This is a genomic window from Aeromonas bivalvium, assembly GCF_046078285.1.
Classification (GTDB): domain Bacteria; phylum Pseudomonadota; class Gammaproteobacteria; order Enterobacterales; family Aeromonadaceae; genus Aeromonas; species Aeromonas bivalvium.
This window is the reverse complement of sequence record NZ_JBGXBV010000001.1, coordinates 422,264-439,592: the sequence shown is the minus strand read 5'-3', so window position 1 is coordinate 439,592 and position 17,329 is coordinate 422,264. Positions and strand designations below refer to the sequence as shown.

The 17,329-nt window shown below is 61.5% G+C and carries 13 protein-coding genes; 7 read left to right on the top strand and 6 right to left on the bottom strand.

Annotated elements, in window-relative coordinates; translation table 11 throughout:
• The first annotated feature begins 119 nt into the window (after positions 1-119).
• From hrpA to rplY, 3 genes are all read left to right on the top strand, one after another.
• Positions 120-4,034: an ATP-dependent RNA helicase HrpA gene (gene hrpA, locus ACEUCR_RS01840; RefSeq protein ID WP_408787720.1), complete on the top strand. Its 3,915-nt coding sequence runs from the start codon at positions 120-122 to the stop codon at positions 4,032-4,034.
• A 66-nt stretch (positions 4,035-4,100) separates the two neighbouring features.
• On the top strand, positions 4,101-4,865 hold the full coding sequence (locus ACEUCR_RS01835; protein WP_408787718.1) for a hypothetical protein: 765 nt from the start codon (positions 4,101-4,103) through the stop codon (positions 4,863-4,865).
• Between the two features lie 106 nt (positions 4,866-4,971).
• Positions 4,972-5,259, top strand: a complete 288-nt coding sequence (gene rplY / locus ACEUCR_RS01830) for a 50S ribosomal protein L25 (RefSeq protein WP_041992577.1) — start codon at positions 4,972-4,974, stop codon at positions 5,257-5,259.
• A gap of 137 nt (positions 5,260-5,396) precedes the next feature.
• Here rplY and ACEUCR_RS01825 read toward each other — a convergent pair whose 3' ends face one another.
• From ACEUCR_RS01825 to ACEUCR_RS01810, 4 genes are all read right to left on the bottom strand, one after another.
• Positions 5,397-6,041 carry an MBL fold metallo-hydrolase gene (locus tag ACEUCR_RS01825; RefSeq protein WP_111872779.1) on the bottom strand — a complete coding sequence of 215 codons (645 nt, stop codon included), beginning with the start codon at positions 6,039-6,041 and terminating at the stop codon, positions 5,397-5,399.
• A 28-nt stretch (positions 6,042-6,069) separates the two neighbouring features.
• Positions 6,070-7,185: a tRNA 2-selenouridine(34) synthase MnmH gene (gene mnmH / locus ACEUCR_RS01820; RefSeq protein WP_408787715.1), complete on the bottom strand. Its 1,116-nt coding sequence runs from the start codon at positions 7,183-7,185 to the stop codon at positions 6,070-6,072.
• The gene (gene selD / locus ACEUCR_RS01815) at positions 7,182-8,222 is read right to left on the bottom strand and encodes a selenide, water dikinase SelD (RefSeq protein ID WP_408759533.1); all 1,041 of its coding nucleotides are present in this window, start codon (positions 8,220-8,222) and stop codon (positions 7,182-7,184) included. Before selD ends, mnmH begins: the two co-directional genes overlap by 4 nt.
• A 554-nt stretch (positions 8,223-8,776) precedes the next feature.
• On the bottom strand, positions 8,777-9,964 hold the full coding sequence (locus tag ACEUCR_RS01810; protein WP_408787712.1) for an acyltransferase family protein: 1,188 nt from the start codon (positions 9,962-9,964) through the stop codon (positions 8,777-8,779).
• 251 nt (positions 9,965-10,215) lie between these two features.
• Here ACEUCR_RS01810 and ACEUCR_RS01805 point away from each other — a divergent pair, with 251 nt between their 5' ends.
• Positions 10,216-10,860, top strand: a complete 645-nt coding sequence (locus ACEUCR_RS01805; protein ID WP_111872775.1) for a glutathione S-transferase family protein — start codon at positions 10,216-10,218, stop codon at positions 10,858-10,860.
• Between the two features lie 382 nt (positions 10,861-11,242).
• Here ACEUCR_RS01805 and ACEUCR_RS01800 read toward each other — a convergent pair whose 3' ends face one another.
• Positions 11,243-12,436: a class I SAM-dependent methyltransferase gene (locus ACEUCR_RS01800; RefSeq protein ID WP_408787709.1), complete on the bottom strand. Its 1,194-nt coding sequence runs from the start codon at positions 12,434-12,436 to the stop codon at positions 11,243-11,245.
• A gap of 285 nt (positions 12,437-12,721) precedes the next feature.
• Between ACEUCR_RS01800 and ACEUCR_RS01795 the strand changes: the two genes are divergently transcribed.
• On the top strand, positions 12,722-14,296 hold the full coding sequence (locus tag ACEUCR_RS01795; protein ID WP_408787707.1) for a flagellin N-terminal helical domain-containing protein: 1,575 nt from the start codon (positions 12,722-12,724) through the stop codon (positions 14,294-14,296).
• Between the two features lie 322 nt (positions 14,297-14,618).
• Here the strand turns inward: ACEUCR_RS01795 and ACEUCR_RS01790 are convergent, their stop codons facing one another.
• Positions 14,619-16,049, bottom strand: a complete 1,431-nt coding sequence (locus ACEUCR_RS01790) for a methyl-accepting chemotaxis protein (protein WP_408787704.1) — start codon at positions 16,047-16,049, stop codon at positions 14,619-14,621.
• Positions 16,050-16,134: 85 nt separating this feature from the next.
• Here ACEUCR_RS01790 and yccX point away from each other — a divergent pair, with 85 nt between their 5' ends.
• Together yccX and ACEUCR_RS01780 are read left to right on the top strand one after the other, a co-directional pair.
• Complete coding sequence (gene yccX / locus ACEUCR_RS01785) at positions 16,135-16,407, top strand: acylphosphatase (protein WP_041992547.1); 273 nt, start codon at positions 16,135-16,137, stop codon at positions 16,405-16,407.
• Positions 16,408-16,459: 52 nt separating this feature from the next.
• Positions 16,460-17,284 (top strand): CHAD domain-containing protein, encoded by an 825-nt coding sequence (locus ACEUCR_RS01780; RefSeq protein WP_408759418.1) that lies wholly within the window; start codon positions 16,460-16,462, stop codon positions 17,282-17,284.
• Positions 17,285-17,329: the final 45 nt, after the last annotated feature.

Genomic DNA, 17,329 nt, shown 5'->3' with positions numbered 1-17,329 from the left:
CCTTTCTCCCTGTTTTTGCTGACGGCGTTAATACTTGCACCGACTCCGCTCGCTCTTTAGGATCGCTCCCAGCTTATCGATATGGCCCCTCTGGGCACTTATTTTAAGGAATGCCTACCTTGTCTCTCTCTATCGAGGCGCTGCGCCGCCGTCTTTCTGCCTGCATGAATCTCGACGCCCGCCGTCTCTCCAGCCGTCTGCACGGGGTCAAGAAGCTGCCGCAAGGCAAGCAAGGACCTGTGCTCGAGACCATAGCCGCCGACCTGGATGTGGCCGAGGCGCGCTACCAGTCCCGTCTGGCGGGGGTGCCCAGGGTCACCTATCCGGAGAATCTGCCGGTCAGCCAGAAGCAGGCGGAGATCGCCAAGGCGATTCAAGAGCATCAGGTGGTGATCATCGCGGGCGAAACCGGCTCGGGCAAGACCACCCAGATCCCCAAGATTTGCCTCTCGCTCGGGCGCGGGGTCAAGGGCTACATCGGCCACACCCAGCCGCGGCGCCTCGCGGCCCGCACGGTGGCCGCTCGTATCGCCGAAGAGATGGAATCCGAGCTCGGCCACTACGTGGGCTACAAGGTGCGCTTTACCGATCAGGTGAGCGAGCAGACCCACATCAAGCTGATGACAGACGGTATCCTGCTGGCGGAGATCCAGCACGACCGCATGCTGACCCAGTACGACACCATCATCATCGACGAGGCCCACGAACGCAGCCTCAACATCGATTTCATCCTGGGTTACTTGAAGCAGCTGCTGCCAAGGCGCCCCGATCTCAAGGTGATCATCACCTCGGCCACCATCGATCCCCAGCGCTTCTCCCGTCACTTCAACCAGGCGCCCATCATAGAAGTCTCAGGGCGCACCTACCCGGTGGAGGTGCGCTATCGTCCGCTGTTCGCTGATAAAAAGAGCGGCGACAAGAGCGAGGGGTTGGAGGAGCGCGACGAGCTGCAGGGGATCTTCGATGCGGTGGAAGAGCTGGCCCGCGAAGGGCTGGGGGACATCCTCATCTTCATGAACGGCGAGCGGGAAATTCGCGACACCGCCGATGCCCTGCGCAAGCTCAACCTGCGGGACACCGAGGTGCTGCCGCTCTACGCCCGACTCTCCAACGCCGAGCAGAACAAGGTGTTCCAGCAACACGCCGGACGGCGCATCGTGCTGGCCACCAACGTGGCGGAGACCTCGCTGACGGTGCCGGGCATTCGTTACGTCATCGATCCGGGTACGGCCCGCATCAGCCGCTACTCCTGGCGCACCAAGGTGCAGCGCCTGCCCATCGAGCCGGTCTCCCAGGCCAGTGCCAACCAGCGCAAGGGGCGTTGCGGCCGGGTAGCGGACGGTATCTGTATCCGCCTCTACTCCGAGGAGGATTTCAACAATCGTCCGGCCTTCACCGACCCCGAGATCCTGCGCACCAACCTGGCGTCCGTCATCTTGCAGATGCTGGCGCTCGGCCTTGGCAACATGGAAGAATTCCCCTTCGTCGAGCCGCCGGAGTCGCGTCATATCAAGGATGGCCTGACCCTCTTGAAAGAGCTGGAGGCGGTGCGCGAGCTGCCCGCCACCGGCGATCGCGAGGGCAAGTTGCAGCTGACCGAGACCGGTCGCCAGCTCTCGCGCATTCCGCTCGATCCACGTTTGGCGAAGATGGTGATCAGTGCGGCGCAAACCGGCTGTCTGAGCGAGGTGATGGTGATCACCGCGGGCCTCAGTATCCAGGATCCCCGCGAGCGGCCCATGGAGAAAAAACAGGCCGCCGACGAGCAGCACAGGCGCTTCGAGGACAAGGATTCCGACTTCCTCGCCTTCGTCAATCTGTGGAACTACCTGAAAGAGCAGCAGGATCTCCTTGGCAGCAACCCGTTCCGCCGCATGTGCCAGAAGGAGTTTCTCTCCTATCTGCGAGTGCGCGAGTGGCAGGATATCCACTTCCAGCTGCGCCAGACGGTGAAAGAGCTTGGTTTTAAAGCCAACCAGGAGCCGGCGGATTTCAAGACGGTGCACTGCGCCCTGCTGACCGGCCTCTTGAGCCATATCGGCAACAAGGATCTGGAGAAGCCCGAGTTCCTCGGGGCTCGCAACGGCCGCTTCCACCTCTTCCCAGCTTCTGGTCTGTTCAAGAAGCCGCCCAAGTGGGTGATGGCCGCAGAGTTGGTGGAGACCTCCCGCCTCTACGCCCGCATCAACGCCAGGATTGAACCCGAGTGGGTGGAGCCGCTGGCGGCGCACCTCATCAAGCTGCACCACAGTGACCCCCACTGGTCGAAGAAAAACGGCGCCGTCATGGCCAAGGAGAAGGTGACGCTTTATGGCCTGACCCTGGTTGCCGAGCGCACCATCAACTTCAGCCGCATCGATCCGGCCCAGTGCCGCGAGCTCTTCATTCGCCGCGCCCTGGTGGAGGGGGATTTCGAGACCCGTCACCGCTTCTTTGGCGAGAACCGCAAGCTCCTGGCCGAGGTGGAGGCGCTGGAGCACAAATCCCGTCGGCGCGACATCCTGGTGGATGACGAGGACTTGTTCCGCTTCTACGATGCCCGTCTGCCGGAGGAGGTGATATCAAGCCGCCACTTCGACAAGTGGTGGAAGGAGGCGCAAAAGCAGGATCCCGAGCGGCTCAACTTCGAAAAAGAGATGCTGATGAAGGGGGATGCCGCCCACATCAGCGATCTCGACTACCCCAACTTCTGGCAGCAGGGGCGCCTCAAGCTCAAGCTGACCTACCAGTTCGAGCCGGGTGAGGCGGCGGACGGTGTGACCCTGCATATCCCGCTGCCGCTCTTGAACCAGGTGGAGGTCAAAGGGTTCGAGTGGCTGATCCCGGGGCTGCGTCATGAGCTGCTGGTCGCCCTCATCAAGTCGATGCCAAAGCCGATGCGCAAGAACTTCGTGCCGGCGCCGAACTACGCCGACGCGCTGCTTGCCACCCTCAATCCCGAGCAGGGGCCGCTGCTGGACGAGATGGAGCGTCAACTTCGCCGCATGACAGGTGTCACAGTGCCCCGGGAAGCCTGGGACTGGGCATCGGTGCCTGATCACCTGAAACTCACCTTCCGGGTGGTGGACGACAAGCACAAGCCCATTGCGGAAGGCAAGGATCTGGAGGCACTGAAAGAGTCCCTGCGCGGCAAGGTGCAGGAGACCCTCTCCCAGGTGGCGGACGATGATATCGAGCAGTCGGGCCTGACCCTGTGGAGCTTTGGCGAGTTGCCGAAGGAGTACAGCCAGAAGCGCAGCGGCTTCGAGGTGAAGGCCTATCCGACCCTGGTGGATCAGAAGGACTCGGTCGCCATCCAGCTGGTGGAGAGCCCGGTGGCCCAGCAGCAGCTGATGTGGGCGGGTCAGCGCCGGCTGGTGCTGCTCAATGTGCCGTCTCCCATCAAGTATCTGCAGGAGAAGCTGCCGAACAAGGCCAAGCTCGGGCTCTACTTCAACCCCTTCGGCAAGGTGAGCGATCTCATCGACGACTGCATCGCCTGTGGCTGCGACAAGCTCATCGAGCAGCACGGCGGCATGGCCTGGGACGAGGCCGGTTTCGAGGCGCTCAAGGAGTATGTCCGCGCCGAGCTCAACGATGCGGTGGTGGAGGTGGCCAAACAGGTGGAAGCCGTGCTGACGCTGTCCCATGAGATCAAGAAGCGCCTCAAGGGCAAGATGCAACTCGATACCGCCTTTGCCATGTCGGACATCCAGCAGCAGCTGGGCAACCTCATCCACAAGGGGTTCGTCACCGAGACTGGCTGGCAGCGGCTGCCGGATCTCTTGCGCTACCTGCGGGCCATCGAGCGGCGCCTGGAGAAACTCGCCATCGATCCCAACCGGGACAGGGTCTACATGCTCAAGGTGCACAGCGTGGAGTCCGAGTACAAGGTGCTGCTGGCCAAGCTCCCCAAATCCCAGCCGATCCCCACCGAGGTGGCCAATATCCGCTGGATGATAGAGGAGCTTAGGGTGTCGTTCTTTGCCCAGCAGCTGGGAACCCCTTATCCCATCTCCGATAAACGGGTGCAGAGCGCCATCGCCCAGTGCTAACCTGACACAGTCGAGCCCCGGCGGGCTCGGCTGTCACCTGATCCGTTGCGAGAAAAAGGAGCAGACATGCTGGGATTCTGGTTAGGGATGGCCCTGGTCAACATCAGTGGGTATCAGCCCATTGCCGAGCAGACGTGGGTCAGTCTGAATCCGGAATACTATCCACTGCGCCGCGAACCGCCGGCGATCTTCGCGGCCTGGCACGGCAACCAGTATCCCCCCCTGGCCCGTCGCCAACACAAGGGGCACTGGCAGATCCTGTTTCCGGCGCGCCTGGTACCCCCCTTCGATCTGTTCGAGGGGGAAGCCCAGCTCTCCCGTGCCTATCTGGCCAGGCTGGAGCGCATCGACGAGATGGCCTATGGGGTGGCCAGCGTGCAACTGGTCCCCCAGGCCGACGGTGAGGGGCAAGGGGCTGGCCCCAACCAGCCGGTACCCGTGTTGCCCGAGTTCAGTCTGCCCCATCAATACGGCCTGCTGTCGCCGCTTGCCGGTGTCCATGAGCGTCTCCTGACTGCATCTGTGGGGCGGCCCGAGGCTCTTACCGCAGGGGAGGGGAGCGGGGCGTCCGGGGAAGGCATCTGCCACAGGGTGGCTCCCGGCGAGACCTTGTGGCGCATCGCCGCGACCCTGGCCCAGGGACAGGGAGGGGATACCTACAGCCATGTGCTGGCCTTGTATGAAGTCAATCGTCAGCGGTTGGGACCCAGGCCTCAGGTCAAGACGGGGGATGCCCTGCTCTGCCCGCCACCCCGGCTGCTGGCCCGTTATCAGGCGCTGAGCCCGGGGGAGCGACATCAGTTGTTCAATCGGCTCGATGGCAGCCTGTAACCCGCTTGTCTCTGCCCGGCCAGCCATGCTACTATCCGCGCTCGTTTTGCGAGGTGCTGACCGGTCGCAGTCAGCACCATAAATTCATCCATATGAGATAACTACTATGTCTTTCGTATTCCAAGCTGAAGTCCGTTCTGACCTGGGGAAAGGTGCGAGCCGCCGCCTGCGTCACGCTGACCAAGTTCCTGCCATCATCTACGGTGCCGGCAAAGAAGCTCAATCCATCACTGTTGACCACAGCAAATTCATCATCGCCCAGGCCAAGCCGGAGTTCTACGAGTCCGTGCTGACCCTGGTTGTCAACGGTGAAGAAGTCAACGTAAAAGTGAAGGCTATCCAGCGTCACCCGGTTAAGCCGAAGCTGGTTCACCTGGACTTCGTTCGCGTCTAATCGTGGACCATCCGGTTGAGAAAAAGCCACTCTTTGGAGTGGCTTTTTGCTGTCTGGCCTTCGCTAAGAGCGGTCAGATATGCGAGAGGGCGACCCAGTGGGTCGCCCTCTTTGTTTTCATGCGCCGCCGACCTTGGCTACCAGATGGGTTGGGTCAGATAAGGGTTGCTTGCCTTCTCCCGTCCCAGGGTGGAGCTGGGGCCGTGACCCGGGATGAAGACGATGTCGTCCCCGAGCGGCAGCAGGGTCTCGGTAATGGAGCGGATCAGGGTGGCATGATCGCCGCGAGGAAAATCGGTGCGGCCTATGCTGCCGGCGAACAACACGTCCCCCACCCAGGCGAGACCGGCCTCATGGCTGACCAGCACCACATGCCCCGGGGTATGGCCCGGGCAGAAATAGACCGCCAGCTCGCATCGGCCCAGTTGCACCTTGTCACCCTGGGCAAGCCAGCAGTCCGGGGTGAAGGCGGGGGTGTGGGCAAAGCCGAACATCTGGCTCTGCTGGGGCAGCATGTCGAGCCAGAAGGCATCTTCCCTGTGGGGGCCCGTGATGGTGACGCCGGTTCTGTCTCTCAGTTCGGCCGCGGCGCCCACGTGATCCAGATGACCGTGGGTCAGCAGGATGTGAGTCAGGGTCAAGCCGTGCCTGGCGATGGCAGCCAGCAGCTTGTCCGCCTCGCCTCCCGGATCGATCAGGGCCGCCTCATGGGTCTCGTCACACCAGATGAGGGAGCAGTTCTGGGCGAAAGGGGTGACCGGGATCACCTCGAATTTCAACATAGGGAGTCCTCTTGATTGACTGAGTCGATCAGCCGGCCTGCTGCGCCGCGTGCTGCTCGGCGAAGTAGTCGAGGCAGGCTTGCTTGTCGCCTTGAAACACGATGCGCTCGCGCTTGTTGCCAAGCTGATAGAGATACATGGGATCGTAATAGCGGGTCAGCAGCAGGCGGATCCAGGCCAGATGCAGTTCGGTCGAACCGTTTAGAGCCTGCTCCTTGAGCGCGGTCTGCATCAGGGCGTCCAGTTCGCGGTGGGCTTGATCCCCGAGGCGACGCTTGAGCCGGGCCAGGGCGTCGGTGAGGTAGGAGGCAAACAGGGGCCAGCCAGCCTCGCTGCCGAATATGGCCTGGTAACGCAGCCAGAGATCATGCACATAGTCTGCGCGGATCTGCTCGGCGCGATCGTGCTGGGGCACCTCCACCACCACCAGGGGGGCTTGGCCCATGGTCTCGTAGAGGGAGAGGGGCAGGCAGCAGCGACCGATGAGACGGCTCTCGTCCTCCACCACGAACGCCTGTTCACCCCGGTGGCGGCGTTTTAGCAGCTCGATGGCCAATGTGTTCTCGAAGTTGATGTTGCTGGGCTGGCCGCCGGGCAGCTGGCCGAACGACGAGCCCCTGTGGTGGGCATGTCCTTCCAGATCCACCGCCTGGGCAATGTCGGCCAGCATATGGGTCTTGCCGGAGCCTGTCATGCCGGTCAGCACGCTCCAGTGGCACTGGGCGCTGGCCTTGTCCTGGGTGTCGATGAGAAAGCGGCGCAGCTCCTTGTAGCCGCCGGCTACCCGAGGGCGGGTGACGCCGGCCTCGGCCAGCCACTGCTGCACGGTTTGCGAGCGCAGGCCGCCGCGAAAGCAGTAGAGCAGGGCATCGGGCTCGGCCGCTATCTGCGCCAGCCAGCCTTCCATGCGGGCGGCGCGCACGGCGCCCCCCACCAGTTGGTGGCCGAGTTCAATGGCCGCCGCCTGCCCCTGCTGCTTGTAGCAGGTCCCCACCTGGGCACGTTCCTCATCCGTCATCAGCGGCAGGCTGGTGGCGGTGGGGAAGGCGCCCTCCTTGAATTCGATGGGCGCCCGCAGATCGATGAGGGGCACATCTTCGAGGAAGATGGCGGCAAGATCCGTGGCGAGGGGCAAGTCACTCATTGGATGACCTCGATGAAGCGGTTGCCCTCGAGGGCCAGGATCTCGCCGATGGGGGAGAGCGAGAGCCCGGCGTCGCGGGCGATGGCAAGCAGCTCGGCTTCGCTCTCCTTGCCGACGGCCACCAGCAGGCCGCCGCTGGTCTGGGGATCGCACAGTATGTTGCGGGTGCGATCACTCATGGCATCGAGCTTGTCACCATAGGAGTCGAAGTTGCGCAGGGTGCCGCCGGGCACACAGCCCTCATTCAGGTAGTAATCCACTTCATCGAGCAGCGGCAGTGCCTGGAAGTCGAGGCGGGCACGCACCTTCGAGCCTTCGCACATCTCCAGCAGGTGGCCGGCCAGGCCGAAGCCGGTGACGTCCGTCATGGCGTGCACACCGGGCAGGGCCGCGAACTGCTGGCCAATCTTGTTGAGGGTGCACATGGCCTCGGGGGCCAGCTGTTCGTGTTCGGGTTTGAGCTTGCCCTTCTTCTGGGCCGTGGTGAGGATGCCGATGCCCAGGGGCTTGGTGAGATAGAGGGTGTCACCCACCTGGGCGGTGTCGTTCTGCTTGATGGCACCCAGGGGCACTATGCCGGTCACCGCGAGGCCGAAGATGGGCTCGGGGGCATCGATGCTGTGACCGCCAGCCAGTGAAATGCCCGCCTCGTGGCACACCTGGCGGCCGCCGTCGATCACCTGCTGGGCCACTTCCGGTGCCAGCGTGTTGATGGGCCAGCCGAGGATGGCGATGGCGACGATGGGCTTGCCACCCATGGCGTAGATATCGCTGATGGCGTTGGTGGCGGCGATGCGGCCAAAGGTGAAGGGGTCATCGACGATGGGCATGAAGAAGTCGGTGGTGGAGACGATGCCCTGGCCGTTGCCGATATCGACCACGGCGGCGTCATCCTTGCTGCTGTTGCCCACCACCAGGGTCGGATCGTCAAAGCCCGGGATCTGGCTCTTCAAAATGGTGTCGAGCACCTTGGGGGAGATTTTGCAGCCACAGCCAGCGCCGTGGCTGTACTGGGTCAGACGAATGGAAGACATGATTACCCCTTGTTTGTGCAGGCGCCCGGTGGGGCGTCTTGATAAACGGGCGGAATGCACCGCAAAAAACGGATGGCCTCGGCTGTCATAAAGGCGGCGCCGCAGGCAGTCGTACAGGGCTGCCAAGCCGGACGGGGAGAAGGGGGCGATCAGATGCGCCAGCGCAGCCCCGTCAAGGGCCACAGGACGGGGCATTATGCCACAAAGGTGATAGGGGGTTCGAACAGGAATTCATGCCAGATATGACCAATTGCTGGGCACACTACCCGGTTATCGCAAGAAACGGGTCATGGATGGCACATCACAAGGCGTTCGAGTGGACATCATGCCGGGGTCAATCATCCCATCACGGCAGAGGCCTGCCTCCAGTGACGGAAGCAGGCCCTTGTGGGAGTCAGGCGCCCCACGCATCCAGTGTCGAGCATTCGAGGCATGCTGGATAACACCGAGGCGGTGGATGACTCCCCCGCCTCGGTATTGACCAGCATCCCGGGGGCTGGGTCATGAACAGCCTGGATAAACGGCGTTAACCGGCCAGGTTGTTTGGACTCAGCCCATCACAGGGCCTGCTCCAGCGCCGGTTGGCGGGCCTGGCCAACGCGGCGCAGGCGCCGCTGCAGTGGCCGCTCAAAGAGGTGGTAACTCACCGCCGAGAGCGCGATCAGTACCCCCAGCATCAGCAGGGTCGCCACCACCCCCAACAGCGGGTCGGTCTGGCCATACCACCATGCGGTGAACTCGGGCGCCAGGTAGTGGATCAGTTCACAACCGGTGAGCAGCACCAGGGCATGGAGCAGGTAGATGGAGTAGGAGAGATCTCCCAGCCAGTTGGTGAAACGGTTGTCCAGCAGGCGCAGCAGCGGGCTCTGGCGCTCCCCTTGGGCAGCCGCAATCCAGATGAGCAACAGGTAGGCACCGATCAGCAGCAGGGTCAGTGGCGGCGTCATGGTGAATTGCATCAGCACGAAGGGCAGCACAAAGGCGAGCAGCAGTGGCAGGTCCCGCTGCATCATGGGCCACTGGCGGGCGGTCTTGACCCTGGGCAGCAGCCAGAGTCCGAGCACGAATTCACTCACCCCTCGTCCCACCGCCAGCGCGCCGCTGGTGACATCCAGGGTGCCGCGGCTGTGCACGATAAAGGCCAGAACCGTCAGCGCCAGCAGGGGAGCGAGGTGACTCCAGCGGCTGCGGGTCACCGCGAGCGGAATGAGCAGCGGGAACAGCAGATAGCTTATCCACTCTACGCTCAGCGACCAGGCGGCGAAGTTCCAGGTCAGCCCCTGATCGGTCACCACCTGCAACAGCAGGAAGGCGCTCGGCAGCGCCTCGATTGGGGTGAAGGGGGAACCGAAGGGAGCCATCCCTTCCCACTCCCACATCTTGAACAGGGGGCCGGCGTAGAAGCCCACCCCGTGCCGGGCCTTGTAAAGTTCCCAGCCTACCAGCAGCAACAGGGTGACGAGATAGAGGGGATAGACCCGGGTCAACCGCAGCCAGAGGAAGCGGCCGTAGCCGACGGTGCGGCGGTGAGAGTCTGTGAAGGTTTTGCCATAGACGTGGGCCAGCACCAGCCCGCTCAGGATGAAGAAGAGATCGACCCAGAGGTAGCCGTTCTCGATGAGCTGGGTGTGGCCGGCGATGGACTCCATCCACTGGGGAAAGAGCAGCAATCGGGCGTGGAACAGTACCACCATCAGGGCAGCGATGCCCCGCAGCGGCGTCAACAGCGGCAATGATTGATTCATGTTGGGACCCTTGCGATGTTCAGCTTGGCCTGACATCGATTTAGTTGTTGTGCAGGCCCTGGGCCCGCAGCCTCGACTCGTGGCGGTCACAGGCGGGATCAAGGTAGCAAAATGAGAGTCATATGGGTGTGATTTTCGTCATGAATGTGCATTTATCATCCAAAAACCAGCACGGAATAAGCGCTGCATCGAAGGTGAAGAGGGGATCTAGACTAGGGAAGTCATCCCTCTGAGTGCAAGGAGCCCGCCCGATGAAACTCTATGCCCATCCTTTCTCATCCTACAGCCAGAAGGTGCTGATCGCCCTCTACGAGAATGATGTCCCCTTCGATTACCTCAACCTGGAGGCGGCGACAGTGAAGGAGGAACTCGCCAGCCTCTGGCCCCTCAAGCGCTTTCCCGTGCTGGTGGATCAGGGGCGCACCCTGATAGAAAGCAGCACCATCATCGAATATCTCCAATGCGCGCATCCCGGCCCCCGTTGTCTGGTGCCCGCGGGGGAGGAGGGGATCGAGGTTCACATGCTCGATCGCCTGTTCGACAACTATGTGATGACGCCGATGCAGAAGGTGGTGCTGGACAGGATGCGCCCGTCGGGGGATCACGATGGTTACGGCGTCGCCCAGGCCAGGGAGCTGCTGGACAAGATCTACCCCTGGCTGGACGAGCGCCTCGCCGGACGCACCTGGGCGGCAGGGGAGGCGTTCACCCTGGCCGATTGTGCCGCCGCCCCTTCGCTCTTCTATGCCGACTGGGCCCATGAGATCCCGCACTCACTCACCAGGCTGCGTGCCTACCGTGCCCGTCTGCTGGCTCACCCCTCCATAGTCCGGGTGGTGGATGAGGCGAGGCCCTACCGCCACTACTTCCCCCTGGGGGCGCCGGTCCGTGACTGAGCCGGGCTGCTGGCGGCTTGTTCCCGACAGGCGGCCAATCCAGGATGTTGTGTCGCAAGCAGGCATGGGGGGGCATGACCGGGTTCAGGATAAGGGGAAAGAGCTGACAGCGAGAGGTTGTCGATGGGTTTCTTACCCGTGTCTCCCCGCGGGTGGATTGAGTATCACAGGCCCTGGGTGAATGGCCATGAGCTGGAACCAGCTTAAAGGCAGGCTGCGGGCGATGGCGATGAGGGGGCTGGATGCGTGACCTTGGTTCTCTTGCTGCTCCTAATAAGAAGGCCCGCCAGGGATAGCGGGCCTCTTGATGGTATGGCGGTGGAGCCGACCCCGGCCCTGTTCTGGTACAGGATAAGGGGCGGCCAGCCTTGGCCGGCGCCCCTTAGCGGGCGCGCACCACCAAGCCCTTGAGGTAGAAGCCTTCCGGATAGGCGGTGCCGATGGGGTGATCGGAGGCCTGGGACAAGAGCTCCAGGATCTGGGCATCGCGACCGGCATCGAGGGCCGCATCGGCCACTATCTTCTGGAACAGGCTCTGCTCCATCAGGCCGGAGCAGGAGTAGGTGAGCAGCACGCCACCCGGCGCCAGCAACTGGAACGCCAGCATATTGATGTCCTTGTAGCCGCGGCAGGCCCCCAGCAGCTGGGCCTTGCTCTCGGCAAATTTCGGCGGATCCAGCACGATGACGTCGAACTTCTCGCCCTTCTCGCGGTATTCCCGCAGCAGCTTGAACACGTCGTGGCGCACGAACTGGGTGGTGCTGGTATCCAGACCGTTCAGCTCGGCGTTCTGGCGGGCGATATCCAGCGCATTCTGGGAGAGATCCACGTTGACCACTTCCCTGGCGCCGCCCTTGAGGGCATAGACGCCAAAACCGCCGGTGTAGCAGAAGCAGTTGAGTACCCGCTTGCCTTCGGTGTACTTGGCGGCCGCCTGGCGGTTGTCACGCTGATCCAGATAGAAACCGGTCTTGTGGCCGTTGCGGATGTCCACCAGGATCTTGACGCCGCCGTTCTCCTCGATCACCACCGGCTCGGTCGGGGTCTCGCCATGGATGACGCCGGTGCGCTCTTTGAGCCCCTCTTTCTTGCGCACCGCCACGTCGGAGCGCTCATAGATGCTGCACTCGGGGTAGAGGGTACGCAGGGCCTGGGTGATGAGTTCCCGCTGGAACTCGGCGCCGGCAGACAGAATTTGGCACACCAGGAAGTCGGCGTAACGGTCTATGGTCAGGCCAGGCAGGCCGTCGGACTCGGCGGCGCACAGGCGATAGCCGGTGAGCCCCTGACGCTTGATCAGCGGATCCCGGGACTCCTGCGCATATTTGAGGCGACGGATAAAGAAGTCGAGATCGATGGTCTCGTCCTTGTCGAAGGTCCAGACCCGGGCACGGATCTGGGAGCTGCCGGACCAGGCGCCCCGGGCGAGCCACTTGCCATCGTTTGAGTAGATCTCGACGGTATCGCCATCGATGGGGTGGCCCTGCACCTTGTCGATCCCCTTGGAGAAGATCCAGGGGTGACGGCGCAGCAGGGATTTTTCGCGGCCTTTGACGAGATAGATGGAAGCGCTCATGGGAGTTGCCAGATGGTCGAAAGAAAAGGGGCCACATTCTATGTGCAACGGCCTCGCTAAGCCAGAGTTTGCTTGCAGGGTTAACGATCGGGTATTGCATATGGTCAATAGCAAGGAAAATACGTGAGGAATCCTTCAAGGTACCAGCAAGGGTAGTACTGCTAGTCATGAGCAGCTCTCATCTCGCCTCAGAGTGTCATGTGCTTGAGAGTACGGACTTTTTTAACATTTTTCATCTTGTCAGTCAGTTTTTAATAAAGATTCATATGGTGATGTCGATAGTAATTGAAGACCAAATTGAATCTTATCTTCTCCGGTGGGCACATAATGTCACTCTCTGTTCGTACCAATGTTTCTGCGATGACGGCACAGCGCAATCTCAGTGGTGTATCGGGTACTTTTGACTCTGTATTCAAGCGTTTATCCTCGGGTCTGCGTATCAACAGTGCAGCGGATGATGCGGCGGGACTTCAGATCAGCAATCGTCTGACAAGCGAAATCAATGGTACCAATGGGGCTATTCGCAATGTCAACGACGCCATCTCCGTGATCAATGTAGCCGATGGAGCGATGGATGAATCGATGAATCTCATGCAGCGAATGCGGACGCTTGCTCTGCAAGCCGGCAGTGGCATCAATTCGACGGATGACCGCGCCGCACTCAATGCTGAATTCCAGCAGATGCGCCTGGAAATGGATCGCATCGCGACCAAGACGACCTTTGCCGGACAGAGTCTATTGGCCGGGACATATAAAGGGATATTTTCCGTCGGGGCTTATGCAGGCCAAAACATGGTCATCACGGATATGAATGCACAGACCAAAAATCTCGGCGAAATGGTGTGGCAGTCCCGCAGCCCGGCCAGCAGCAAACCCGGTGCTCACAGCATTGATGGTTTACAACTTGGGGCGCAGCCTATCACGCTCAATGGCGTGACGTTTGACAAGAACTATCCGTCGCTGGAGGCTTTTGTCTCTGACATCAATAGCACCAGCTTTCCCAATAATCAGGGCCCGGTAGAGGCTGTACAGCATCCATTTTCGGTAAGGTCGTCAATCGATCTGTCCACTCTTCCTTCCTATATCGATATCGAAGGACAGACGGTTGATTTGACGACGGGCATCGACATGACTGGCTGGGATCCTGTGAACCCGACATCGGAGAATAGTTGGTTGATGGCAACGGTTGTCCATCGGATCAACATGGCGGCACAATCCGCTGGTCTTGGATTTTCCGTCAGTGGTTCATATAACAACAATCCTGCCAATAATCAGCTCACTATCTTTAGCTCTCAGGGCAATAGTCTTACTCTGGCGAATGGCACTACTCATCCACCCCAACCACCCCAGCCACCTCCCCCAGCCCCCCCAGTTCCACCTATCTCGGCCAACCCGTCACTCTCAGCCTTGCTCACGGATGTGAGCAGTACGACCTATATTGGACAACTTGAGCTCATCTCATCGGGTACTCAATATTCAAATATTGATATGGAAGGTAACACTTTGGGTTCCCTTGGCTTTTTCCTGCAAGACAAGCAGAAGTATACGGTCGACAACATAGATGTACTGAACGAGAGCAACGCCAGTCGTGCAATCAGGACACTGGATGCAGGCATGAAGCAGCTCGGTGTACAGCGCTCTCAGATTGGTGCTCAGGCCAATTTACTGGAGGCAAGGGGACGTTATTTGAGCACGAGCAATGAAAGCCTGAGTGCTGCCCGCTCACGGATCCGGGATGCCGACATGGCGAGTGAGTCTGCGCGCATGGTTCGGACCCGAATCATGCAACAGGCCAGTACCAGCATATTGAGCCAGGCCAATAGCCGCCCCAAATTGGCGCTGAGTTTGTTGCAGTCCTGATTCTGCCGAATAAAAGCTGTAATACCCTAACCTCATTGGTATTGCTCTGGTTGTGAGCCTGATCGCGGCACAGTGACCTTAGTGTAATGTTTGGTGAGAGGCGATATCCAAAACGTGGGCTTAGTCAGGTGGTCAACCACGATCAAGAGCTCCAAAGATTCACGACTAAGGCGTCTGAAGACGCTCGGCCGAGCGGCTGAACGAAATACGGGGGATTGTGGGTTGCTGCAGGAGCTAAAAAAATTCCCCGATGCGAAACATCGGGGAATTTGATGACTCAGGGCAAGTTAAAAGAATGCAGGTCCATCCTAACTCAGAGCGTTCAGATCCGCAGGCCCGTCATGGCCTGGCCGAGTTCGGTGGCGGTGGCCTTGAGGCCAGTGGTGCCGGCGACCGAGGCGCTGGCTGACTCTTCCACCCGGCTGGCCTCGTGGCGCACCTGATCCAGGTTGCGGGTGATCTCTTCTGCTACCGAGCTCTGCTGCTCGGAGGCGGTGGCTATCTGGGTGCTCATCTCCAGCACGGCGCTGCTGTGGTGGCTGAGCTTGTCGATATCCAGCCCCACCTCGCTGATGAGGCGTTGGCTGTGCTCGGCCCGCTCCACCGTCTTTTCCATGATGTCGTTGAGGGCGTTGGTCCCCCCCTGCAGCTCCTCTATCATCTGCTGGATCTCCACCGTGGCCTGCTGGGTACGGCTGGCCAGGGTGCGTACCTCGTCGGCGACCACGGCGAAGCCACGGCCCTGCTCCCCGGCACGGGCGGCCTCGATGGCGGCGTTGAGGGCCAGCAGGTTGGTCTGCTGGGAGATGGCGTTGATGACGGCGATCACCTCGTTGATGCGATTGGCGTTGTGGGTCAACCGCTCCACGGCGCCGGAGGCATTGCCAATCTCGGTGGCGAGGGTGGTGATGGCCGCTATGGTGCGCGCCACCCTGTCTGCCCCCTGAGCCGCCTCTTCGCTCGATTGGCGGGTCTGGCTCAGGGAGTCGTTGGCGTTGCGGGCCACCTCACGGATGGCGGCGGACATCTGCTCCATGGCGGCGGCCAGGGAGTCCATGTGCTGGCGCTGGGCCATGGCGAGGGACTCCCCCTCGCTGGCATGCTCGCGAAACTCGTCGGCGGCCAGGCCCAGCGCCTCGGCAGACTCCTCCACCAGTTGCACTATCTTGTGCTGACGGTCGGTGAACCTGTCTATGCTGCCCGCCAACACCGAGAACTCGTCCCGCACCGGGAAGAAGTTGAGACGATGGGTCAGGTCGCCATCGGCCACGGTCTGCAGCGCCTTGTTGGTGGAGTAGAGGGCACCGGAGACGAAGGTCATCAGATAGTGGGTGATCAGGGCCAGCAGGGCGGCGACCAGGGCTATGATGGTGAGGGTGCTGCCCTGGTTATCCCAGGGGGAGAACTGGTGGCTATCCAGGGTCCCGGTGAGGTAACCGGCCTGGCCGGCGCTGGCGGTGATCTGATAGACCCCCCCTTGCTCGCTCAGGCCCGGGGCGGTGGCCGCGCCAAGGCGCAAGTCCGCAGGCAGGCTCAGGCTGGGTTGCTGGCTCACCAGTTGCGCCGTGGTCTCGACCCGGCTCTTGAGGGCTTCGAGGCGCAGCGCCATCTGGCTGTCATGACCCTGACTGAGCAGATACCAGGAGAGCAGGGCGATGAAGATGAGCGGGCACCAGAAGGTGATGAGGAATTTTTCACTGATGGTGAGATGAATGAGATAGCGGTCAACCCAACGAAACTTAACTTCTTTCATAATGGTATTTGCATCCTGCACAACAGAGAGTGTCGGCCATCACTATCGGCCTCCTGTCTCATTGCTAAAGCGAAAGGTGTGATAAATGGGAGAGCAAGCGTTTTCCGTCCGGGTGTTTGGGCGGGTTCAGGGGGTGGGATTTCGCTATTTCACCCAGGAGCGGGCCCTGCAACTGGGGCTGAGGGGACATGCCTACAACCTGGAGGATGGGTCGGTGGAGGTCCTGCTGTGCGGCCCGGCCGAGCAGGTTCAGATGATGCTCGGCTGGCTCGAACATGGCCCCCGCACCGCCGAGGTGAGTCACATCTCATGCCAACCCCATGAAGGAGAGGTGCGAGCGGGCTTTCATACCAACTAGACGCCATCCCGACCGATGAGGTGGCGAGCATGGACAAGCAGAGGAGAGATTCATGGATGACCCCTTGCGGGAGCGGCTGCTCGGTCAGGCGCATACCCTCATCAATCACTACTGGGCCTCGACCCTGGCGCTGCGCCAGCAGGCCGACATGGAGCAGGTGCATGGCTACCGCATCGCGGCCCGTCGACTCCATGCCCTGTTGGCGCTCTGGCGCCCGCTCATCCATGATCCCAGGCTGGAGCGTCGGCTGCAAAAGGCGGTGACTCGCCTCTCTGCCCTGCGCGATGAGCAGGTCTATGCCAGCCAGTTCGTCCACAAGCGGGCCGGCGCCAGGAGCGAGGAGCAGAGCAAGGCGGGCAGGGTGTCCCAAGCCATGGTGCAGGCGCAGCCCAGGGTGCCCATGCTGGCGGTTTCCCTCGATGAGTGGCTCGATGGGGTGGCGCAGGTGCCGGCCGGTTTCGATCCACTGCCCTGGTATCGGCTCCAGCTTGGGCTGCGCCTGAGCCTGCTGCTCAACCGGATAGAGGATGAGCAGAGCGCCAAATCCCGCAAGCTCAGCAACGACAAGCTGCTGCGTCAGTGGCACAAGGTCAGGCTGGAGATAAAGCAGATTCGTTATGGCACCGAGTTGCTGGTGGCCATGGGGGCGGGGGATCCCGAGTGGCTCGACCTGCTCGGACGCTGGCAGGAGCAGCTCGGCCAGTTGCAGGATGGTCGGCAGTGGTACAAGCGGCTGCGCCGGGAGAAGAGCACCCCCAAGCAGCAGCGCCTGTTGCGGGCCCTGCGCAAGAAGGGGCGCTGGCAGTTGCAACGGCTCTCCTGCCAGCGCGGCGAGCTGGTGGGGCTCAGCCTGCTGATGCTCAAGGGGGACGAGTAGCACAGGAGGCCCACGACCATCCAGCTGGGCGCGCCGTGGGGAAGC